The sequence below is a fragment of the Acidobacteriota bacterium genome (assembly GCA_009861545.1).
Classification (GTDB): domain Bacteria; phylum Acidobacteriota; class Vicinamibacteria; order Vicinamibacterales; family UBA8438; genus WTFV01.
Map to the genome: position 1 here is coordinate 38,930 of VXME01000050.1, position 21,249 is coordinate 60,178.

Genomic DNA, 21,249 nt, shown 5'->3' on the forward strand with positions numbered 1-21,249 from the left:
AGCGCGGATCGGCAAGACGGGACAGTGAAATGGCGTACGGAGTAAAGCTGCACGTGTGGGGCGAGTACGCCTGCTTCACGCGCCCGGAGATGAAGGTCGAACGCGTGTCCTACGACACGATCACACCCTCCGCCGCGCGTGGGATCCTGGAAGCGATCCACTGGAAGCCGGCGATCCGGTGGGTTATCGACCGTCTCCACGTCCTCAACCCGATCCGCTTCGAGAACGTACGCCGGAACGAACTGGCCGGTAAGATCCCGGCCCGCAACGTCACGCGAGCAATGAACGCCGGTACAACCGAGGGCCTCCACACGCTGATCGAGACCGAGCGGCAACAACGGGCTACCACCTTGCTGCGCGACGTGGCCTACGTGATCGAAGCGCATTTCGTATTGACCGACAGCGCGGGCGCCGACGACAACGAGGCGAAGCACTTGAGCATCTTCAGGCGCCGTGCCGCCAAGGGGCAATGCTTCCACCGACCCTATCTCGGCACCCGCGAGTTCGCCGCTGACTTCGCGCTCGTGAACGAAGCCATGCCACCGTCGAACCTATCGCCATCCGAACGCGACCGCGATCTCGGTTGGATGCTGCATGACATTGACCACGACGAGGGTATGACACCACGGTTCTTCCGGGCGGCGATGCGGGAGGGCGTCATCGAGGTGCCGGCGCCAGACGCCGAAGACGTGCGAGCATGAGCATTCTGCGGGCCTTGGTACGCCTTGGCGACCGGCTCGGATCGGATGGAACAGCCCCGACCTTCGGGTTTTCAAGGGAGAACATCTTCTTCGCAGTTGTTTTGGTCAACGGCGGCGCCGAATGGGACGTCGTGGATCTCCGCGACCCGTCCGGAAAGAAGCCGCGACCGCAGCGCCTCGATGTACCCCGGCCCGAGAAGCGGTCCGGAACCCAGCCGCCCCCCAACTTCCTCTGGGACAACACGGCGTACACGTTGGGCGTGACACGCGATAGAGAGACGAACAGAGCGATCCCTACGGAGAGACGGCACGCCGCATTCAAAGACCATCACCGAGAGATGCTCGAGGAGTGCAACGATGCGGGCGCCCAGGCGCTGCTGCATTTTCTCGACACATGGCGGGTGGCGGACTACGAGAGCCTTCGCCACAAGGCTGACATGCTGGGCACGAACATCGTGTTTCGTCTCGACGGAGAGGGGAAGTACCTCCATGAACGAGACGCAATCAGGCAGATCTGGTTGGAGCACGTCGGCGGGGCGACCGGTTCGCGCGGGCTGTGCCTCGTGACGGGAGCGCATGCAGCCATAGCCCGCCTGCACCCGCGCATTAAGGGAGTCGCCGGTGGCCAACCGGGAGGCGGGGATATCGTCTCGTTCAACGAGCAAGCGTTCGAGTCCTACGGAAAGAAACAGGGCGCAAACGCACCAGTGTCAGAACGGGCAGCCTCCGCGTACACGACCGCGCTCAACACGTTGTTGGAACGCAACAGCCGCCAGCACATCCGGATTGCCGATACGACGGCCGTATTCTGGGCAGAGGCGGCGCGGACGGAAGCCGCGAGAGCGGAAGACCTGATCGCGAAGCTGCTGGAGCCGCCCACAGATGCGGAAGAGACTAGTCAGGTCGCCATTAGGCTGGCAGCGGTCGCAAAGGGGCAACCACTAGAGCTGGAGGAAGTCGACCCCAATCTGGACCCAAACACGCGTTTCTACGTACTCGGGCTGGCGCCCAACGCTGGGCGAATATCCGTACGGTTCTGGTGCGAAGACACGATCGGTGCAATCGCGCGCAGAATCTCGGAACACTGGAGCGATCTGCGTCTGGAGCCCACGCCGTGGCGGACAGCGCCGGCCGCTTGGCGCCTGCTCTCCGAGACGGCGGTACAACACAAGGGTCAGAACATCCCGCCAACACTCACCGGGGCGTTGATGCGAGCAATCCTCCACGGCGGGCGGTACCCGCAGTCATTGTTCGCAGCCATCGTCGCACGGATGCGCGCGGACAAAGATGTAACCGGAAGCCGAGCCGCAATCTGCAAGGCATGTCTTGCGCGTGACCATCGGCTGGGCTTCGAACAGGAGGACGTACCCGTGAGCCTGAACCGCAGTGAAACCAACACCGCTTACCGACTCGGCCGGCTGTTCGCTGTCTACGAGAGCGTCCAGCGTGCCGCTCTCGGCAAGGTCAACGCGACCATTAAGGATCGGTACTTCGGTGCCGCGTCGGCAGCGCCGGCATCCGTCTTCCCTCTGCTTGAACGTGGCTCCACGAGTCATTTGGCATCACTTCGCAAGGGAGATAAAGGGGGGCTCGCGCATTGGTATGAGCGCGAGATCGATGAGATTCTGGCCGGCATCCAGACGGAGTTCCCGCGTAGCCTGCGGCTTGCGGATCAAGGTCGATTCGCCATCGGGTACCATCATCAGCGAGCGACCAAGGGAAGCACGGACCATAAGGGCTCAGCCGATCCGCAGGTCGGCAACACTGAATCACGTTCGGCGATTCAGGACGAGGAATGACAATGAGCGTGATCACCAACCGTTACGACTTCGTCTATCTGTTCGATGTGGCCAACGGTAATCCCAATGGCGACCCGGACGCGGGGAATCTTCCGCGTCTCGATCCAGAAACCAACGAAGGACTGGTCTCGGACGTGTGTTTGAAGAGGAAGGTACGCAACTACGTTCAGCTCCTCGGCAAGGAGAACTGTGAGATATTTGTCCAGGAGAGACGACCACTCAACCCCCTAATCGCTGAAGCGTGCGAGGAGAATGATCAACCCGATCATCGTAAGGCGAGCGGTGGTTGGGACACACGTGCGGCAAAGGCGCGGTCGCAGAGCGACATCGGTGTGCTGCAAGGTTGGCTCTGCGCCAAGTACTTTGACATTCGAACGTTCGGCGCGGTGCTATCAACGGGTCCCAACGCCGGCCAGATCCGAGGCCCTGCGCAGCTGACTTTCGCACGGTCTGTGGAGCCCATCCTCCCTCTTGAGCAAGCGATCACCCGGGTTACGGATGTTGACAAGGAAGAGGGGGAAATGGGCCGGAAGCACGTTGTGCCCTACGGCCTCTACCGTGGCCACGGTTACGTGTCGGCATATCTTGCCGGGGCAGCCGGGAAGGGCACGGGATTCTCCGAGGAAGACTTGGAGCTGCTGTGGACGGCGCTCGTGCAGATGTTCGACCACGACCGGTCGGCAGCGCGAGGCGAGATGACCGCGCGCCGGCTGATCGTATTCAAGCACGCGAACGCACTTGGCAGTGCGCCCGCGCACCGGCTTTTCGAGCGAGTCTCGATCAAGCGCCGTTCCCAGCGCGAGGAGCGCGAACTTGGAGATCCAGAACTGCCTCCCGCCCGAGCCTACGCCGACTATGCCGTTCACGTGGACGCAACGGGCTTGCCGGCAGGGATCGAGATCATTGATAGGTGCTGAACTGGCGACTGAAGACGCGGCGAGCGAGGTTCCCGAGGACGAGTTGGTGCCGCTCTCGGCGCTTCAGCACATGCTCTACTGTCCGCGGCAGTGCGCGCTCATCCATGTCGAACAACAGTGGGCGGAGAACCGCTTGACGGCCGAAGGGCGCGTAATGCATGGCCGCGCGCACGGCGGAGGCCACGAAGCGCGCAGCGGCGTGCGAATCGCACGGAGTGTCACACTGCGGTCACTGCGCCTCGGCGTTGCCGGCGTCGCCGATGTCGTCGAGATCCGGGCTGACGGCTCGCTGTACCCGGTCGAGTACAAGCGTGGACGCCCGAAGGCCCACCGCGCGGACGAAGTGCAACTCTGCGCTCAGGCCATGTGCCTAGAGGAAATGCTGGGTGTGCGAGTACCGGAGGGGGCACTGTTCTATGGGCGCAACCGACGACGACACGTCGTCAAGCTCGACATCGACCTACGGGCTCTAACAGAGCGAATAGCGGCCGATACACGAAGGCTCCTCGGCGGCGGCCGGACGCCAATTCCCGAGTACGAGGCAAGGAAATGCGATGCATGTTCGTTGCAGGACCTGTGCCAACCGCGACAGCCGCGTGGCGCGGGTACCGTCGCCCAGTGGCTCGCGAGCGCGATCGACGCCTGACCGCCGCGCATGCGCCGCCACCTAAACACCCTGTACGTGACCACGGAAAACGCGTGGTTGCGAAAGGACGGGGAGAACGTCGTCATCGAGGTGGACGGTAAGGAACGGGGGCGGCTACCCGTCCATCTGCTCGGAGGGATCGTCTGCTTTGGAGCCGTAGGCGTGACACCGGCGCTGATGGGTCACTGCGCAGCGCGCGGCGTCTGCATGTCAATCCTCGGCCGTAACGGTCGGTTTCTCGCCCGTGTTGAGGGTCCGGTATCCGGAAACGTGCTGCTGCGCAGGGCGCAGTACCGCACGACGGACGACGCCGACAGGACAGCCCGACTCGCGGGCCAGCTGGTGACCGGGAAACTGCTGAACCAACGCACAGTGGTACGTCGAGCGCTACGCGACCACGGTCAGAGCACGACAGCGAAGGCTCGAGATCGACTCGGCGCCTGTGAACGCCGCCTGTCCGATGCGGCGCGACGCGTCGGTCGCGCGGCCAGCACAGACACGATACGCGGCATCGAGGGTGAAGCCGCCCGGCACTACTACGCGGTGTTCGGCGATCTGATGCGAGCGGACGGGCCGCAATTCGCCTTCGGCGGGCGCTCGCGCCGGCCGCCGCTCGACCCGGCGAACGCTCTGTTGTCCTTCCTCTACACGCTCCTGGTGCACGATTGCCGATCAGCTCTCGAGACGGTGGGCCTCGACCCAGCGGTAGGATACCTCCACCGTGAGCGCCCAGGGCGGCCGAGCCTCGCACTGGACCTTATGGAGGAATTGCGTCCCGTTCTCGCGGATCGAATCGCCCTGTCACTCATCAACCGACGGCAACTGCAGGGGCGCGACTTCGAGACCGGTGTGAGCGGGGCAGTCACGATGCGTGACGACGCGCGGAAGACCGTACTCGTCGCCTATCAGGAACGCAAGAAGGACGAACTCGGCCATCCGTTTCTAAAGGAGAAGACGACCCTCGGTCTCGTGCCGTTCATACAAGCGACGCTGCTGGCCAGACATCTGCGCGGGGACTTGGACGGGTACGCCCCGTTCCTTTGGCGATAGGGGCAATGGGGTGCATTCGTGCTGATGCTCGTGACCTACGATGTCGCAACCGATGACGCAGCCGGGCGTCGCCGTCTGCGACGTGTCGCGCGACTGTGCCAGAACTTCGGCCAGCGCGTGCAGTACTCGGTATTCGAATGTGACGTCGATGCGGCGCAATGGGTAGCGTTGCGCTCTCAACTCATCGCCGAGATCGATACGAAAGCGGACAGCCTTCGCTTCTACCGGCTCGGTGTCAACTGGCGATCGCGAGTGGAGCATGTAGGCGCAAAGGACTCGTACGATCCTAGGGGCCCGCTCGTGTTTTGAAGGCGTGCGAACCTGAAGTGAACATGGTGTCGCAGGGAAGTTCGCGCACTGCGAAAAACCCAGTCCTGAGAGGCATAAATGTCGCCGCGATGCGGGGAACACACGACGCGAGATTGATCAGCCTCGACGGTTCGCGAGAACCTCACGCCTAAGCGTTGTACGGGAAAGAGTTACGGTGATGGAGTCGCTCCCCGCGCGCGGGGCGTGGGTTGAAACAACGAATACCTATTTCGCATCAACCACCTCAGGCAGTCGCTCCCCGCGCGCGGGGCGTGGGTTGAAACCGAACTACTGACCCGAGGCGTCATCCGCGAGGTCGCTCCCCGCGCGCGGGGCGTGGGTTGAAACCAGCACAACCAGGTGTATGTCGCGTTGATCATCGTCGCTCCCCGCGCGCGGGGCGTGGGTTGAAACTTGGACAAGGCGAAGCTGGACAAGGTCATCAGCGAGTCGCTCCCCGCGCGCGGGGCGTGGGTTGAAACGACACAAACGACTGCAGCAGCGAACCGATGGTCTGTCGCTCCCCGCGCGCGGGGCGTGGGTTGAAACCTCAAAACCGGATGCGCCTGGCACAATGCAGAAGTCGCTCCCCGCGCGCGGGGCGTGGGTTGAAACGTAGCGCCCACGTCGGCGGCAACGCTGACGTGTGTCGCTCCCCGCGCGCGGGGCGTGGGTTGAAACAGACGCCGGCGGACCGGATCGTGTTCGTGGATGTCGCTCCCCGCGCGCGGGGCGTGGGTTGAAACAGGCTACATGTCGGTATCTCGCGAAGTACGTGAGGTCGCTCCCCGCGCGCGGGGCGTGGGTTGAAACACAACAGGATCAGCGTAGACGGTCCGGCGCACGCGTCGCTCCCCGCGCGCGGGGCGTGGGTTGAAACCGAATCGCACCAGTAACGGCGGAAACCGCCTGAGTCGCTCCCCGCGCGCGGGGCGTGGGTTGAAACACACGAGGAACCGTCCGAGACGTCTTCTGCCGAAGTCGCTCCCCGCGCGCGGGGCGTGGGTTGAAACGCCCTCGAACCGAGACGACGCGCCAGATCCGAGTCGCTCCCCGCGCGGGGGGCGTGGGTTGAAACGCCTTTTCCGGCGAAGGTGCCCCGTATTTGCCGTCGCTCCCCGCGCGGGGGGCGTGGGTTGAAACCCGTGATCGGCCGCCGTCACCGTTACGCCGCCGTCGCTCCCCGCGCGGGGGGCGTGGGTTGAAACCTTGTTGCGCCGCGTCGAGTCGCCCTCGTCCGGAGTCGCTCCCCGCGCGGGGGGCGTGGGTTGAAACCACTCGACCTCCCACATCTGCTCGTACTGGGGATGTCGCTCCCCGCGCGGGGGGCGTGGGTTGAAACGACGGCCTGCTCGCCTCGATCCAGGTGCTACGCCGCAAGTCGCTCCCCGCGCGGGGGGCGTGGGTTGAAACGTCAGATCGTGCCCGACCCCATCGTGAACCACGTCGCTCCCCGCGCGGGGGGCGTGGGTTGAAACGGGATCGTGGCAGCGTACTTCTTCGCGCGCTCGAGTCGCTCCCCGCGCGGGGGGCGTGGGTTGAAACAGGACCGGCTCGGCGGATTCGGCCGCCCGCTGGAGTCGCTCCCCGCGCGGGGGGCGTGGGTTGAAACGGCCAGGGTCCCCCGTAGGACGTAGAGTCGGCGGAGTCGCTCCCCGCGCGGGGGGCGTGGGTTGAAACTGAGTCCGCCCGCGCATGGGGAGCGGTCGGCGTGTGTCGCTCCCCGCGCGGGGGGCGTGGGTTGAAACGGGCGGACGCCGTCGCGCACAGGAACCGCCACGCGAGTCGCTCCCCGCGCGGGGGGCGTGGGTTGAAACCCCAAGGGATCCAGTAGTGGGTTCCGTAAAGGATGTCGCTCCCCGCGCGGGGGGCGTGGGTTGAAACTGGAGTTCCGCTGAGGCTTGCTCACACTTGTCGAGTCGCTCCCCGCGCGGGGGGCGTGGGTTGAAACAACCCGTTCGAGGGCCTTTTCGGGTCCGTCCCGGAGTCGCTCCCCGCGCGGGGGGCGTGGGTTGAAACACCGTCACACCATCTTCCTGCCTCCTGGCGGCAGGCGTCGCTCCCCGCGCGGGGGGCGTGGGTTGAAACTGGAACCCCTTTATCGCCGGTTCCTTTGCCCGCGTCGCTCCCCGCGCGGGGGGCGTGGGTTGAAACGACAGCGGCCCGCTGAGCGAGTGGGTCGTAGTCAGGTCGCTCCCCGCGCGGGGGGCGTGGGTTGAAACTGCTCGAGCTCAGGAGCGCGCTGCTCGTCTTGGTGTCGCTCCCCGCGCGGGGGGCGTGGGTTGAAACGCGTTGCCGTCAGCGTCCGGCGTCCACAGCGACGTCGCTCCCCGCGCGGGGGGCGTGGGTTGAAACGACCTGTCGGGTACCACCCGCGACTCTGCCATCGTCGCTCCCCGCGCGGGGGGCGTGGGTTGAAACATCGAGTTCCCGTTCGTCGACGTGCTGACCGAGGATGTCGCTTCCCTCGCGGGGGGCGTGGGTTGAAACGTCTACCAGTGCAAGAGCGGGCGTCCGATGCCGAGTCGCTCCCCTCGGGGGAGGCGTGGGTTGAAACAACCAGAAGCAGGGCGTGTTCGTGATGGCCGACGTCGCTCCCCTCGCGGGGGCGTGGGTTGAAACACGTCGCAGAACGTCGGGTCCGGATCGGTCGCCAGTCGCTCCCTGTGCGGGGGGCGTGGGTTGAGCGTTACCGAGAAGGAGCGCATGATCGAACACGTCGTCTCTCCCGGCGCCGGGGGGGCGTGGGTTGAAACACCCGCTGGCTCATGGGCTTCCCCGAAGCACACGGTCGCTCCCTATGCGGGGGGCGTGGGTTGAAACCACATGGGGTGGTCGGGGCAGTAGAACGGCACCACGTCGCTGCCGGCGCGGGGGAGGCGTGGGTTGAAACGAGTTGCCGGCGGAGTACATCGCTTGCTGGATCGTCGCTCCCTGTGTGGGGGGCGTGGGTCAAGAGAGCCGTAGCCGCGCCTCCGGATCCGGCTCCGGGGCGTGTGTCGGAGGATCCAGGGGAGCACCATGAGACTTACGTCTAGAGGTGCCCCCTCACACGCGGCGGCGACTGCCATCGCGCGACGAGCACTACAACGACGCAGGTCTAGAGCCGGCCGTAGATGTTGCCCAGGGAGCGTATGAGTCCATCTCAGAACGAGGGATGAGGCGGGGGGAACGGCCACCATAACCCTATATAAAGTTATTACTATCAACATCTTAAGAGAATAGGCGGTCGGAAACCGTGGAAGCCGGGCGAGCGGATCCTGCCGCACAACTTCGCCAGCGGGCGCGACTACCGCGGCGGCAACGCCGTGTACCTCGCCATGCACGCGCTGGAGCGCGGCTACGCCGACCCGCGCTGGGGAGGCTACCGCCAGATCCAGGCGGCCGGCGGGCACGTCCGCAAGGGGGAGAAGGGCACGCCCATCATGTACGTCGACTTCCGGCAGCGGCAGACGGTCCGCGACGAGCAGGGCAACCCCGTCCGGGACGAGGAGGGGCGGCCGAAGCTGGAGTGGGTCCAGCGGGACCGGCCGCTCGTCAAGCTCCACTACGTCTTCAACGTCGAGCAGACCGAGGGGCTGCGGCTGCGATCGTTCCAGACGGCGCCGGCGGAGTGGGAGGGCCACGAGCGGGCGGAGGCGCTGATCAAGGCGAGCGGCGTCCGGCTCGACCACGTGGCCGGCGATAGGGCCTACTACAGCCTGAAGGACGACCGCGTGGTGCTGCCCGAGCGCACCCAGTTCCCGTCGCAGGACGCCTACACGCACACGGCGCTGCACGAGCTGGGGCACGCCACGGGGCATCCGGGCCGGCTGAACCGGCCGACGCTGGTCGAGCACGGGGGCTTCGGCACCGAGGCCTACGCCCGCGAGGAGCTGCGGGCGGAGATCGCCGCGATGATGACCGGCGAGCAGCTCGGCGTGGGGCACGAGCCGCGGCACGGCACGGCGTACGTCAGCTCCTGGATCAAGGCGCTGGAGAACGACCCGAAGGAGATCCGGGCCGCCGCGGTCGACGCGCAGCGGATGTCGGACTGGCTGCTCTCCCGCGAGCGCGAGCGGAGCCTGGGCGACGAGAAGGCCGAGCACGAGCGGCCGGCCGGCGACGAAGGCCGGACGCAGGAGCGCGAGCCGGAACGGCCGCCGCCGGCTCCGGAGGTGGGTGGCGCGGCGCGGGAGGAGCACGTCTCCGCGCTGCAGGTCCCCGACCGCCCGGCGGCGGCGATGAACGCCGGCGCCGCGACGCCCGGCGCGGCGGCCATGTCCGAGGAGTTGAAGGGCGTTCTCCGGGACATGGGCTTGGCGGGATACCGGGCGGGGTACGAGGCGTCGATGGACCGCCTGGACACCGATCCCCACCAGAGCGCGCGCGTGCACTTCCCGGCCGCGGCCGGGAAGGAGATCCGGTTCGTGCTGGAGCGGGTGCACGTGGACGCGTACCTGCGGGGCATGCACGACCATCAGCGCGGCATCGACGACGAGGCCGTCTGGAAGGGCGAGAGCCGGGTCTCGCGGGACGCGATCCTGCGCGTCGAGGCGGAGCTGAAGACGGCGCTCCGGGAGATCGGCGCCGCGGGCTACGACCGCGGGTACGGCGACGCCGCCGAAGGCCGCGACAAGACGCCCGGCTGGCCCCGCTGCGGCCCGGCCGAGCACGGGCCGGGAGACGGAGCGGAGTACCTGCGGTCGGACGCGGCGGCGAGGGCGTACGTGCGGGGATTCGACGACCGCCTCCGCGGGGCCAGCCGGGCCGACGCCGCCGGCCGCCGGCTGGGCGTGGACTACGTCAGGGAGGTGACGGCCATCGGCGAGGACCAGCAGGCCGCCCTCCGTTACTGCCCGCCACCCGGCAGCGCCGGCGCCCCGGAACGCTCGCCGCGGGCGGCGGCGGCCGGAGACCGCGATCGCGACGCGGGGCCGAGCCGCTGACGGAGCCGTTGGCACGCAGTTTGCTCCACCCCTGAACGAACCAGCGAACGACACGGGAGGTAGCGCGATGACGAAACGGCCGGACGTCTACACGACCCTCGGCCCGGCATGCGGATGCTGCGGGCACCGGCACGCGACGGTCCGGGAAGCCGGACGGTGCCTGGAGGACTACCGGCGGCGGGGGTACTCCGACCGCATGGTGGTCGCCGTCGCCGCCGACGCCCCCTGGCCGCCGGCCGAGGGCCGGTACCTAAACGCCGCCGAGCTCGACGAGCTCTATCCGGACGCCGAATGATGTGGCGCGACGGACTGCGCGCCGCCGCGCCGCGCGGCGTGGCGCGGCTCATCGGCGAGAGCGGGCCGATGCGGGAGCTGAAGACGCAGATCCCGCGGGTCGCCGCCGCGCCGTTCCCCGTCGTGATCGACGGCGAGTCGGGCACGGGCAAGGAGCTGATCGCCCGGGCGATCCACGAGGAGGGGTCCCGCCGCGGGGCGGTGTTCGTGCCGGTCAACTGCGCGGTGCTCGGCGACGAGCTGTTCGAGTCGGAGCTGTTCGGCCACGCCAGGGGGGCGTTCACGGGTGCGGCGCACGAGCGCAAGGGGCTGCTGGAGCTGGCCTCCGGGGGCACCGTCTTCCTCGACGAGGTGGCCGAGCTGACGGCGCGCGCCCAGGCCAAGCTGCTGCGCGTGCTCCAGGACGGCGAGATCCGGAGGCTCGGCGAGAACCGCACCCGGCGGCTCGACCTGCGCGTCGTCGCCGCGACGAACCGCCCGCTCGACGCCGAGGCGGCGGCGGGCCGCTTCCGAAAGGACCTGCTCTACCGCCTCGGCGTCGTCGGGCTGACCGCGCCTCCGCTGCGCGAGCGCGGGCCGGACGTGGCCCGGCTCACCGACCACTACTGGAAGGACATCGCGTCGGCGGCCGGCAGCCGCGCGACGCTGGCGCGGGAGACGGTGGCGGCCCTGGCGGCGCACCCGTGGCCCGGCAACGTCCGCGAGCTGCAGAACGTCCTCGCCAACCTCACCGTCACGGGGCCGCGCTACGGCCCCGTCGGCCCCGACGCCCTCCCGTCCGCCTTCCGGCGAGCGGTCGCCGCCGAACGGCGGCCGACGCTGGCCGAGGCCCGCGAGGATCTCGAACGCGCGATGGTGCGCGACGCGCTGGGCCGGCACGGCACGGTCGCCCGCGCCGCGGGCGAGCTGGGCGTCACCCGGCAGGGCCTCTCGAAGGTGATGGCGCGGCTGCAGGTCGACCGCTTCAATCCGGGCCGGGACCACTCGGCCCAGATACCCTCGCGGTAGCAGGCGCCCGTCCGGCGCGGCCGGTGCGTCGCACGAACTGCGGCGCCGAGACCCTTCCAGGAAGGAACAATTTGCCGGGAGCGACCCCCCGCGATGGGTGTGATTCGGGAACACCCATTACGCCGCCAAACCGCGGGTTTTCGGGGGGTCGCTCCCGGCATTACGGGCGGCGCAATAGGGTCCGCCCGCTTCCTGCCGAGACGCGCATCCGTCCCGCAAACACGGGCCCTAACGGGGCGCCGACCGGCCCGGCAGGATGTGATTCGGGCAGTGACAGAGGAGCGTTGACTGAATCACACGCTGGCGTTGGCAAATTGAGGCTGCTTGGTGGGATCTGGTTCTTCATGCGCGATGGGTTTCCGGAGTTTCGTTCCCAGCCATTTGTACCACGAGGGCCGGATCGTGGTGGTCGCCGCGTTGACCGGCATGGTCCGCACACTGCCGGCGTAGGGGGCGGGTCGCTGCCGCACAGTTGGCGCAAGCGGCACCGGACGAAGGGTCGTGGCGGCCGGGAAGGAGTTGCCAAGAAACGCACTCCGTCCATCAGGAACGGCTGGCAGTCGGGGCCATCGCTAGAGCTAGAAACCGTCTGTCCCGCAGTGGTGGCCGAACGCCCGGCAGGAACCCGCAGGACCGCGCTCCGAGCGAACTGCAGGTGGACTCACTTCCATGGGCTGATTGAGATCGCGCCCGGGCGGGCGCGCGGGTTGCTAACGGGCCAGCCTGCCGTCGAAGAGCTGGATCTCGCGCCGGGCGTGGCCAGCGTAGCGCGGATCGTGCGTCACCATGCAGATGGTCGAGCCCTCGTCGTACAGCGTCTTCAGCAGTTCCATTACCGCCTCACCGCTCTTCGAGTCGAGATTGCCCGTCGGCTCGTCCGCCAGCAGGATCGACGGCTGGCCAGCAACCGCCCGCGCCACCGCCAGCCGCTGCTGCTGGCCGCCCGACAACTGGCTCGGCAGGTGCTTCGCCCGGTGCCCATCTCCACCTTCTCCAGCGCCGCCGTCACCGGAGCCCGCCGCTCCGTCGGCGCCATCCCGCGATACGTCAGCGGAAGCTCCACGTTCTCATACACCGTCAGGTCGCCGATCAGGTTGAAGCTCTGGAAGATGAAGCCGATCTTCCGGTTCCGCGTCCGCGCACGCTCCGCCTGGCTCAGTTGCGACACCCCGCGGCCGTTCAGCGTGTAGTCGCCCGCCGTCGGCGTGTCCAGAAGACCCAGGAGCGACAGCAGCGTCGACTTGCCGCACCCCGACGGGCCGGAGACCGCCACATACTCCCCCGGGTGGATGTCGAGCGTCACCCCGTCGAGGGCGTGCGTCTCCACCTCGTCCGTGTAGAAGACCTTCGAGACCCCTTCGAGGCGAATCAACGGTTGCCGGTCGTTCCCGGTCATCGTCGTTCAATCCTTACGCGGTCGAACTGATCCCAGGCCGACATGTCCGACAGCACGACGCGGTCGCCCGGCTGCAGGCCATCGCGCACCTCGATCGCGCTCACCGACGCGCGGCCCAGGCTGACCGGGGTCCGGGCCGCGTGGGCCCCGTCGGCCAGCATCCGGAACAGGCTCACCACGCTGTCCTCCTGGCCGAACACCGGACGCCCGACGAAGATCACGTCCTCCAGCCGCTCGAGCTCGATCGTCCCGTCCACCGTCAGGTCGGGACGCGCCCCCCGCGGCAGCTCCCCGTCCAGCGCCACGTCCACCGTCACCGCCCCGTTCTCCACCGCCGGGTCGATGCGCGCCACGTGCCCCGGTATCACGCCGTTCCGCGTGTCCACCAGCGCCCGCTGCCCAATCTGAACGTCCTTGGCCTGCGTCTCCGCAATCCGAAGCTCCGCCTTCAGCATCGTCGGGTCGCCCACCCGCGCCAGGTTCGTCCCCGTCGTCACCCGCTGCCCCTCGTCGAGCGGAACCTGCTGCAGGACGCCGTGGATCCCCGCGCGCACACGCAGCGCGTCGACTTGCTGCAACCGCAGCTCGTGCAGCGTCCGCAGCCGGTCTACCTCCGCCTGCTCCACCGCCAACTGCTCGTCCACCGTCTCGGTCGCCATCTGCAGCCGTTCCTGCTCCAGCTTCAGCCGCGTGTCGTATTCCCGCTCCGTCGCCTCCGACTGCAGGAGCTGAATCGTCGACACCAGCCCCTGGCTCGCCAGCTCGCGGTCCGCCTCCGCCTGCAGCCGCGCCGACGTCAACTGCGCCTCGGTCGAAGCCAGCGCCGAACGTTGCTCCAGCAGCGCCCGTTCCACTTCCACCCGCCGCGTCGTCCAACGCGATCCCGATAGGGCCGAGACTCCGTTCCCGAAGCGCCGGGATTCAGCGACTCAAGATCGGCCGATGGTGGTGTATGCTTGGCCGTGGTGAAAGCTGCACAACACTGGTGAAGCCCGATGAAGCAGCATCGCCTGACCATCAGTCTCGAAGCCGACGACTACAGGCGCCTCTGTGTCCTCGCGCGAACAGAAGACCGGTCGCTGAGCTGGCTTGTCGGCCGGGCCTTGAGGGCGTTCCTGGATGAGCACGCCGTTCCCGAACAGCTCGTGATGCCCGACCGCCCCGAACCCACTGGCCCGAAGCCATGACCGATACGGTTTCGCCCCAAACGCGCAGCCGCATGATGAGCCAGATCCGGAGCACCGAGACGTCACCGGAGCGGCAGGTCCGATCGTATCTCCATCGCCACGGGCTTCGGTTCAGAAAGAACGTTGCTGGCCTGCCGGGCCGGCCCGACGTTGTGCTCAAGCGCCACTCGACGGCGGTCTTCGTCCACGGGTGTTTCTGGCACCAGCACGCGGGATGCCGCGACGGCCGCATCCCTGGGAGCAACGCGGACTACTGGAAACCCAAGCTGAAGCGGACGCAGGAGAGAGACAGGGCGCATCAGCGCCAACTGCGAGAGGCCGGCTGGCGTGTCATCGTCGTCTGGGAATGTGAGGTCGGTCCTGATCGTCTCGGGGTTCTTGCCCGGCAGATCCTCTCTCCAGGCGCCGGGAGCGATCCGCAGTGTTGAACGTACTCGACGTTTTCTGCGGAGCCGGCGGTTTTTCCGAGGGCTTTCGCCAAGCCGGCTTTCGCATCGCCGCCGGCACGGATGTTGACCCCGATGCCTGCGCCACCTACGCGCACAACTTCCCGGACGCGGTGGCTGTCTGCGGTGATCTGACCGAGGAGGCCATCCGGTCGCGCGTGGTTGACGCCGCCGGAGCTGTCGACGTCGTAGTCGGCGGGCCTCCCTGCCAGGCCTTTTCGCAGGTTCGCAACCACGACCGCGCGCTCAACGACCCGCGAAACCGGCTCTACCGCGAGTTCCTTTGGCTGCTCGAACGCGTCCAGCCACGCGCGTTCGCCATGGAGAACGTCCCGGGACTCGCGCAGCTTCGCGTACAGGAACGGATTGCGGAGGATCTCGTTCTTGACGGCAAGTACCGCGTGTCCGTGCAGGAGGTCGATGCCTGTGATTTCGGCGTGCCGCAGACGCGCAAGCGGCTGCTGTTCATAGGGCTTCGCAGTTCGCTCGGTGCATGCCCGGAAGTCCTCAGCGGCAGCCGCGCTTCCCAACACCTGCTGCTGGCACGTACCGAGAATGGCTCGGTCGGTTATCAGCCGACGCCAAGCGGCCTCGACGGACGGCGGTTTCTCCGAAGGTTGCTGGACACCCGGGATGCCTCGATCGTCACGACCCGCCAGGCTATTTCGGACCTAGCCGTCCTCCGATCCGGGCGCCGTGCCGACGATTTGTCGGCCGAAGATCTCCCGCCCCCCGAGTCCGCTTACCAGCGAGTCATGCGCAACGCGTGCGCCGTGTCCAACGTCAGCGTTCCGCGAATCAACGAGGACACGATTCTCCGGCTGTCCGCCATCCCCGAGGGTGGCAACTATCTCGACCTGCCTCATGGCCTTCGAGATCGCTACCTGACTGGACAGAGGTGGGGACCCCACAACGGGAGCGGACGGCTGGGCCGCCGCCACTACTACGCGTATCGCCGCCTGCATCCGGACTTTTGGGCCTGGACTCTCAACACGAAGGCGGACTCCACGTACCATTGGCATGCCGAGCGTGCACTCTCCGTGCGCGAGTTCGCGAGAATTCAGTCGTTTCCCGACCATTTCAAGTTCCTGACAGACCCGCGCCGCGGTCCAATTCCAGGCCGAATCCCCGGTGGCGCCGCCCATTCTCGGTACCGCCAGGTCGGCAACGCGGTGCCCCCACTGCTAGCCCTAGCAGTCGCCCGTCAGCTCCATACCCTGCTCTCATCCGATCCTGTGACACGGAACCGCGGGGCCTCGGTATGACGGCCGACACCATCGGAGCGGCAGTCAAGCGGGCGTTCGGTGCGGACAATCGCGACCGTTTGCTTCGCGAGTACCTGGCTGGCATCGCACCGATTGCCCCCGATACTGCGTGGAAGCACGTCTACCGCCTCTTGCTTTGGATCGACAGCACAACCGGGTTGGCGCATTGCTACGAAAGCGACAAGTCCCAGCCGGGCCGGGCCTGGTACGAGCGGTCCTTGCGGTTCCACGCTTGGGTGTCGGCATCCCTCGGGTCGGCACCGGAGGCTCTGCGATCTGAGATTGACTGGCTCTTTAGGCATGCGTCGCGGGATCTCGCTTCCGGCGCGTCAGCCAGGCAGCAAGAGCGGGCCAAGCGCCAGCGGGCGCGGACGCCAGGCATGCCGGAGCCGGGACGAGATCCAGAGCTCGAGAACTTGATTCTGAACGCTCTTGCACCTTGGTTGCAGGAGCCTCCTCCGCCAGATGCGGTGCGGACGCTAACCGAGCGGATCCATCGGCACACGCGTCTGGAGAACAAGCGCAAGAACCTCGTTGGTGAGGGCTTTGAGGACGTGCTGGCAGTCCTCATCCGTCTCCTGCCCGCGTCGGCGTTCCGCTTCGTGCGAGCCCGCTGCCCGCTCCACGACATTCCCGGATTCTACGAACCGCGCGACCGCGAGAAACCTCGCATCGTTGATCTGGCTCTCGTGCGCGGTCCCGAGGATCGTCGTTCCTTGATCACGGCGAAGTGGTCAATCAGGGCCGACCGCGAGGAGCAATTCGTCAGCGACTGCGCGAGTTACGTTCACCTCGAACGGGCGGGTCAGTCGTTCGATTACGTTCTCATCACGAACGAGTTCGATCCGGCTCGGTTGGTTGCGGCAGCCGAGCGGCAGCGGGAAGGCAATCCACTGTTCACCAATGTAGTACACGTCAGCACCGACGCGTTGAAGGCCGTCTATGGGGACCGTCCAAGCCGTTCGTTCGCTCGGGCCCTTGCTCACGTACGTGGCGGGCGCGTTGAGAGCCTTGGCGACTGGCTCTCGCGGCTTCATCGGTAGAGGGCCGCACGTCTCCCCCACACCATCCATGGACAATCGCGTTAGCCGTCGCCAGACGCCAGTGACGGCACCGTCAGCGGTCCCGACCGCCTAGGCCGAGGGTCGCAGGCGCGCCCGCTTAGGATCCCCAAAGATGGGAGAGTTGGAAAAACTCCGGAGCACAGTCCACGACGCAGTCACGGTTGCGAAAGGCCCCGTGCTCTACCGAGGTGAGAGCCAGAACTACCCGGAAGTGTCGTCAACCCTGCGGCGCAAGTGTGGCCAGTGGCGCCGCCAAGGACAAGACCTGAACAAGCTCCAGGACGTACTGACAGACATCGCCAAGAGACACGACAACCCGGACGCAAGGAAAACCAGAAAACCGCGACGCAGTGAACAATTCATCCATGTGTGGTCAGGTGGATACGACCCAACACAGATGAGTGAGAGTCAAGTGGAATTGATGTGCGAACTCCAGCATTGGGGAGCTGACACCAACCTTATTGACTTTACCAGGAGCCTCGACGTTGCGATCTACTTTGCGTGCGAGGAGACGTGGCACCGGAACGGCAGGATCATCGTCGTCCAGGAACACGATTGGGCGGCATGGCGCCTTGATGCGAAATCCCCGTCTCATAGAGTGGAGGCACAGCAGAGCGTGTTTATCCGACCGCCGGATGGTCTCGTCACGCCATGGCGCCAATTCCAGGTGGAAGGGCGCAAAAAGGAGGCAATCCTGGAAGAGCTCAGCGGTTTGGCGAATCCTATTACCACACCCACGTTGTATAACGACCTTCAAGGATACATACGACTGAGCAAGAGGTATGTGGAAGGCATGGATTACTATCACGCGGGAGTGTCGTGGCTAGTCGAGTACGAGAATCAATTGGATTCCGGCTCGGACCGGCAAGAGATGCTGGAACGAGCGATAGAGTCGCTTCGCAAGGCTGCGGAACACCTGCACTGGATTGGGGGCGTGTGGGACCGACTGGCGCTAGCGTACCTGCACTGTAACGACCGGCGGCGCGCTGCAAGAGCGATCGGGAAGGCGACGCGATTAGGACATCCGCCGCCCCCTCCACAGGTGATGAGGATTCTGCGTGAGCCAGCGGACGAGTAGTCCAGAGGTTGAGTGTTTTCAACGGACGCGAGATTCGGCGGTCGTTGGCGACACGGACGCAGAGGCCCAGCAGGTCCGCGAAACATGCGGCCCGTACAGTAGGCTACAATTGGCATATAGCCTCTTCGGTGTGCGTTGAAAGGCAGGCATTGTAGTGTCGCTAAACAAGGAAGACGTATGGGCAGACCTAAGGTATGCCCTCGATGAACTGGACAGCCCTCCCCGCGATATACACAGCAGCTTGACTGATGCAGCACACTTAGATGCACAAACTGAAGAGGAGTTCTTTAATAGACTCTTTCAGATTGGACTACTCTCCCTAGCATATTCAAGAGCTAAGACAAGGGCGGATACGAGGAATGCTCACGAGGCAATCGAGAAGGGCCTAAAAGCGATTCTGTTAGACGGCGGCCTGACACAGAAACGGGTTCGTTCTCGCAGTCACGAGCTACACCGACTGTTGGAGGATGTTCAACAACACAACCCAGCGGCATTCAATGAACTAGAGCGTTGTTTCGACAGCACTATCCAATATCTGGAAAGCGTCACAACCATCAAACACAATACGAACATCTTGGAGTATTTTCGGAAACATGGCAAATCCGAAGTATTTGTGGCCACTAGGTACGCAAGTATCGAGGGTGCTAACAACACGGACGGAGGAATGATCGGCCATGTCTATATGGAGATTATACGTGCACTATTGTCGCTCTTATTTGGATGGCGCCCGAAGGACATAAACCACCGCATCGAGGAAGAAGCAAGGAAGGCGATACTGGCCGAGAGCAAACGGGATCCGGCTTGGGACGCAGCGGAGTGGTTGAATCGGGGACCCGTTCGCCCGCGACTAGAAGTCAGGGAGAACCTAAAGGACAATAGAGTGCTACGTGCGGCGCTGCGGAGGTGTGCAAGAGGATCGAAGGATAGCGGGATTCAGTATTGGGCTGCGACACTCAGGCACAAGCACGTCTTTGCAAGAAGAAAGGCGCGAGCTGAGCACCGGGTCCGGTGAGAGTCGATGTGCTCCTCTTTCGGAAGAATAGTTTTTTCGGCCGATGGTTGGCGCGGCGGGTCGCTGAGAATTTTCCGGTTCGGTCAGTCCCTTCTTGTCGAGCCCTGCGCGACGCCATACGGGTCAATGTCGGCAAGAGGCCGCCGTTGCGACGTGACCGACCAGGCGTGGGGGCTAGAGTGGGTGGTTGGACGAATGGACAGGGAAATAGATGGCCGACGTGGTCGCGAGTCGTAGTGTAGGATGGCTGGTGGTGGATAACGACGGAGACGCGAAGACTCCTGTGGAGTTCCACGACTCGTGGGACAGGATCGCAGCCGCCGACAAGGAGTACAGAGAATTCCTAGACGAGATAGACATGGCGGTACATTCGCAATGGCAGCGCATGATCCGGCAGTCGCCGGACGAGCCCGATACGACTGAAGTGCGCCTCCTGACCCCGAAGGAACTAGTAGAGCTGTCGGGCCGACCTCGCGTTCTTGCCGGGCAGGTGGCGGAGAATCTGAGAAGCGCTCTAGACTACGTTGTTTTTCACTTGTCCGAGCGGAACCACAAGAGACTGACCCGCAGGACCCCGGCGTTCATAATAGCCGACGATCCGATGTCCTTCAAACGGGACAGCCGTAGGAGCTTGGAGTATCTGAAGGAAGACGAGAAGCGTATCATCGAGGGGCTACAGCCGTACCACGGATTTGAGTTCCTGCAAGTTGTACGCGAAGCATCGAACAAGTCCAAGCATCGCGGCCTGTTGAGGCTTCGGAACTCCGTCAGCAGCAAGGTTGTCGTAGACAGCACAGCCAATGCGAGCAAGTACGAAGGCTGGTGGCAGTTCCCGCAATCAGATGGAGTGACGGTGTACGTAGTGCGCACCCACCACCAGGTTGCATTGCTGGAAAAGTACAATGCAATGATGGCCTTGAAACAAATTGTCGACGGTGTGAGGACGGTGGTCTGGGCGTTTGAGCGGTATCTCTACGCCGGCGAGTTTCCGGTAATCAAGATTCGGTGAAGGACCGCTCGCACGGCGCCGCCAGAACTTGGTCAACGTCTCCTGCGGGGATTCAGTTACTCAGTATTGTGGAAGCGGTGCGGAAGGTCAAGACGTGGATGTTGGTGGCAACCGTAAACCTTCCATTTGGTTGGAGGGCGCCCCTTGAAGTGGGCATTCGGCTGGAAAGATTGACAGGCGATTAGAGTGCGCCCCTTGAAGTGGACACTTTCGGCTGGGAGGATTGACAGGCGATGGGGTATTCGGAGGAAGACCTATGGCCCGAACGCCGCAGCTACAGCATTGGGTTCAAACGCTAGGTAGTTCAGGAGTTACTCGACGGCGAAGCCCTTCGGCGTTTGGCGCGACGCCACGATGTTTCGCGGAACCGCATTCGGGTCTGGGTGGCGAAGTACGGGGCAGGCGCCTTCAGTGACGAGTTCCAGGCGGCGGACCCTCGGCAGCGGTACGAAGTGAAGACCTGCGGCTGGAACGGCTGGTCGGCCGCGAGGCGTTGGAGATCGAGTTTCTAGAAAGGGCTCAGAAAGACGCACGGTCGTCGAGAAGCGCACCTACGTCGATCGTTGCCGGCCTCCGGGTATGTCCGTCACCCGAGGATGCGTCCTGATGGGCCTCCCGCGTTCGACCTTCTAGGACGCACCGAGCGTGGCGGTCGATGACAGCGAGATCGTCCGTGGCATGCCGACCATCTGGGACGAGTTCGAGACGTGACGGGTACCGGCGCGTCGGCGCCGCGCTGCGCCAGGACGGAATGGTCGTCAACAGCAAGAAGGTGCGACGGTTGATGCGCGAACACCATCAGCAACCCGAACGGCGCAGGCGGTTTGTCGCCGCCACCGACAGCGACCTCGAGCTGCCGGTGTTCCCCAATCTCGCCAGCAATATCGTGGCCTACACCTACGTCGCCGTAGCGTCCGGATTCTGCTCCGCCGTGCTGATCCTGGACGCCTGGTCACGCCGTGTGGTCGGCTATGCGGTCGCTGGCTCCATCGACGCGCGACGGGCGGTGGCGGCACTCGAGGCCGCCAGCGCGTCGCGCCGACCGCCGTGCGGATGCATCTGCCACACGGACCGCGGATCGCAGTATGAACCGTACCGGGTTTTCCAGAGACTGAATTACGTGACTCCGGCCACCATGGC

The 21,249-nt window shown here is 65.4% G+C and carries 17 protein-coding genes, 2 pseudogenes and 1 CRISPR repeat array; of the genes and pseudogenes, 17 read left to right on the forward strand and 2 right to left on the reverse strand.

What is annotated here, in order from left to right:
• Positions 1-29 precede the first annotated feature (29 nt).
• The 8 genes from cas5c to F4X11_07925 all read left to right on the forward strand — a co-directional run bounded on the left by cas5c (position 30) and on the right by F4X11_07925 (position 11,652).
• Positions 30-701: a type I-C CRISPR-associated protein Cas5 gene (gene cas5c, locus F4X11_07890; protein MYN64934.1), complete on the forward strand. Its 672-nt coding sequence runs from the start codon at positions 30-32 to the stop codon at positions 699-701.
• Positions 698-2,500 (forward strand): type I-C CRISPR-associated protein Cas8c/Csd1, encoded by a 1,803-nt coding sequence (gene cas8c, locus F4X11_07895; protein MYN64935.1) that lies wholly within the window; start codon positions 698-700, stop codon positions 2,498-2,500. Before cas5c ends, cas8c begins: the two co-directional genes overlap by 4 nt.
• A gap of 2 nt (positions 2,501-2,502) precedes the next feature.
• Positions 2,503-3,417, forward strand: coding sequence for a type I-C CRISPR-associated protein Cas7/Csd2 (gene cas7c / locus F4X11_07900; GenBank protein ID MYN64936.1), 915 nt, complete (start codon positions 2,503-2,505; stop codon positions 3,415-3,417).
• Between the two features lie 43 nt (positions 3,418-3,460).
• A complete protein-coding gene (gene cas4, locus F4X11_07905; GenBank protein MYN64937.1) occupies positions 3,461-4,063 on the forward strand; it encodes a CRISPR-associated protein Cas4 in 603 nt (200 codons plus the stop codon).
• 9 nt (positions 4,064-4,072) lie between these two features.
• Positions 4,073-5,113 carry a type I-C CRISPR-associated endonuclease Cas1 gene (gene cas1c / locus F4X11_07910; GenBank protein ID MYN64938.1) on the forward strand — a complete coding sequence of 347 codons (1,041 nt, stop codon included), beginning with the start codon at positions 4,073-4,075 and terminating at the stop codon, positions 5,111-5,113.
• Positions 5,114-5,131: 18 nt separating this feature from the next.
• The gene (cas2, locus tag F4X11_07915) at positions 5,132-5,422 is read left to right on the forward strand and encodes a CRISPR-associated endonuclease Cas2 (protein ID MYN64939.1); all 291 of its coding nucleotides are present in this window, start codon (positions 5,132-5,134) and stop codon (positions 5,420-5,422) included.
• A gap of 183 nt (positions 5,423-5,605) precedes the next feature.
• Positions 5,606-8,313: a CRISPR direct-repeat array (repeat unit 33 nt; unit sequence GTCGCTCCCCGCGCGGGGGGCGTGGGTTGAAAC).
• Positions 8,314-8,643: 330 nt separating this feature from the next.
• Positions 8,644-10,350: a DUF1738 domain-containing protein gene (locus F4X11_07920; GenBank protein MYN64940.1), complete on the forward strand. Its 1,707-nt coding sequence runs from the start codon at positions 8,644-8,646 to the stop codon at positions 10,348-10,350.
• Between the two features lie 108 nt (positions 10,351-10,458).
• Positions 10,459-11,652 (forward strand): sigma-54-dependent Fis family transcriptional regulator, encoded by a 1,194-nt coding sequence (locus F4X11_07925; GenBank protein ID MYN64941.1) that lies wholly within the window; start codon positions 10,459-10,461, stop codon positions 11,650-11,652.
• Positions 11,653-12,362: 710 nt separating this feature from the next.
• On the opposite strand, the pseudogene F4X11_07930 reads toward F4X11_07925, so the two are convergent.
• Together F4X11_07930 and F4X11_07935 are read right to left on the reverse strand one after the other, a co-directional pair.
• A pseudogene (locus tag F4X11_07930) lies at positions 12,363-13,048 on the reverse strand (ABC transporter ATP-binding protein).
• Positions 13,045-13,908, reverse strand: coding sequence for an HlyD family efflux transporter periplasmic adaptor subunit (locus F4X11_07935; GenBank protein ID MYN64942.1), 864 nt, complete (start codon positions 13,906-13,908; stop codon positions 13,045-13,047). Before F4X11_07935 ends, F4X11_07930 begins: the two are co-directional and overlap by 4 nt.
• Positions 13,909-14,043: 135 nt before the next feature.
• Between F4X11_07935 and F4X11_07940 the strand changes: the two genes are divergently transcribed.
• From F4X11_07940 to F4X11_07980, 9 genes and pseudogenes are all read left to right on the forward strand, one after another.
• Positions 14,044-14,235, forward strand: a complete 192-nt coding sequence (locus F4X11_07940; protein MYN64943.1) for a CopG family transcriptional regulator — start codon at positions 14,044-14,046, stop codon at positions 14,233-14,235.
• Positions 14,232-14,663 carry a DNA mismatch endonuclease Vsr gene (vsr, locus tag F4X11_07945; protein MYN64944.1) on the forward strand — a complete coding sequence of 144 codons (432 nt, stop codon included), beginning with the start codon at positions 14,232-14,234 and terminating at the stop codon, positions 14,661-14,663. The genes F4X11_07940 and vsr overlap by 4 nt, the downstream gene beginning before the upstream one ends.
• Complete coding sequence (locus F4X11_07950; protein ID MYN64945.1) at positions 14,657-15,946, forward strand: DNA cytosine methyltransferase; 1,290 nt, start codon at positions 14,657-14,659, stop codon at positions 15,944-15,946. The genes vsr and F4X11_07950 overlap by 7 nt, the downstream gene beginning before the upstream one ends.
• Entirely contained in the window at positions 15,943-16,989 is a 1,047-nt protein-coding gene (locus tag F4X11_07955) for a hypothetical protein (GenBank protein ID MYN64946.1), read from the forward strand. The genes F4X11_07950 and F4X11_07955 overlap by 4 nt, the downstream gene beginning before the upstream one ends.
• A gap of 133 nt (positions 16,990-17,122) precedes the next feature.
• The gene (locus F4X11_07960; GenBank protein MYN64947.1) at positions 17,123-18,088 is read left to right on the forward strand and encodes an FRG domain-containing protein; all 966 of its coding nucleotides are present in this window, start codon (positions 17,123-17,125) and stop codon (positions 18,086-18,088) included.
• 154 nt (positions 18,089-18,242) lie between these two features.
• A complete protein-coding gene (locus F4X11_07965; protein MYN64948.1) occupies positions 18,243-19,100 on the forward strand; it encodes a hypothetical protein in 858 nt (285 codons plus the stop codon).
• A gap of 250 nt (positions 19,101-19,350) precedes the next feature.
• A complete protein-coding gene (locus F4X11_07970; protein ID MYN64949.1) occupies positions 19,351-20,109 on the forward strand; it encodes a hypothetical protein in 759 nt (252 codons plus the stop codon).
• A gap of 233 nt (positions 20,110-20,342) precedes the next feature.
• Positions 20,343-20,716: pseudogene (locus F4X11_07975) on the forward strand (transposase).
• 48 nt (positions 20,717-20,764) lie between these two features.
• On the forward strand, positions 20,765-21,249 hold a 485-nt coding region (locus tag F4X11_07980; GenBank protein ID MYN64950.1), incomplete at its 3' end, for an IS3 family transposase.

Excerpts from the sequence above, each read along its gene's own strand:
- F4X11_07960 (MYN64947.1), top strand. The coding sequence starts at position 17,123 with ATGGGAGAGTTGGAAAAACTCCGGAGCACAGTCCACGACGCAGTCACG.
- F4X11_07955 (MYN64946.1), top strand. The coding sequence starts at position 15,943 with ATGACGGCCGACACCATCGGAGCGGCAGTCAAGCGGGCGTTCGGTGCG.
- cas7c (MYN64936.1), top strand. The coding sequence starts at position 2,503 with ATGAGCGTGATCACCAACCGTTACGACTTCGTCTATCTGTTCGATGTG.
- F4X11_07940 (MYN64943.1), top strand. The coding sequence starts at position 14,044 with ATGAAGCAGCATCGCCTGACCATCAGTCTCGAAGCCGACGACTACAGG.
- cas8c (MYN64935.1), top strand. The coding sequence starts at position 698 with ATGAGCATTCTGCGGGCCTTGGTACGCCTTGGCGACCGGCTCGGATCG.
- cas1c (MYN64938.1), top strand. The coding sequence starts at position 4,073 with ATGCGCCGCCACCTAAACACCCTGTACGTGACCACGGAAAACGCGTGG.
- vsr (MYN64944.1), top strand. The coding sequence starts at position 14,232 with ATGACCGATACGGTTTCGCCCCAAACGCGCAGCCGCATGATGAGCCAG.
- F4X11_07925 (MYN64941.1), top strand. The coding sequence starts at position 10,459 with ATGCGGATGCTGCGGGCACCGGCACGCGACGGTCCGGGAAGCCGGACG.
- cas5c (MYN64934.1), top strand. The coding sequence starts at position 30 with ATGGCGTACGGAGTAAAGCTGCACGTGTGGGGCGAGTACGCCTGCTTC.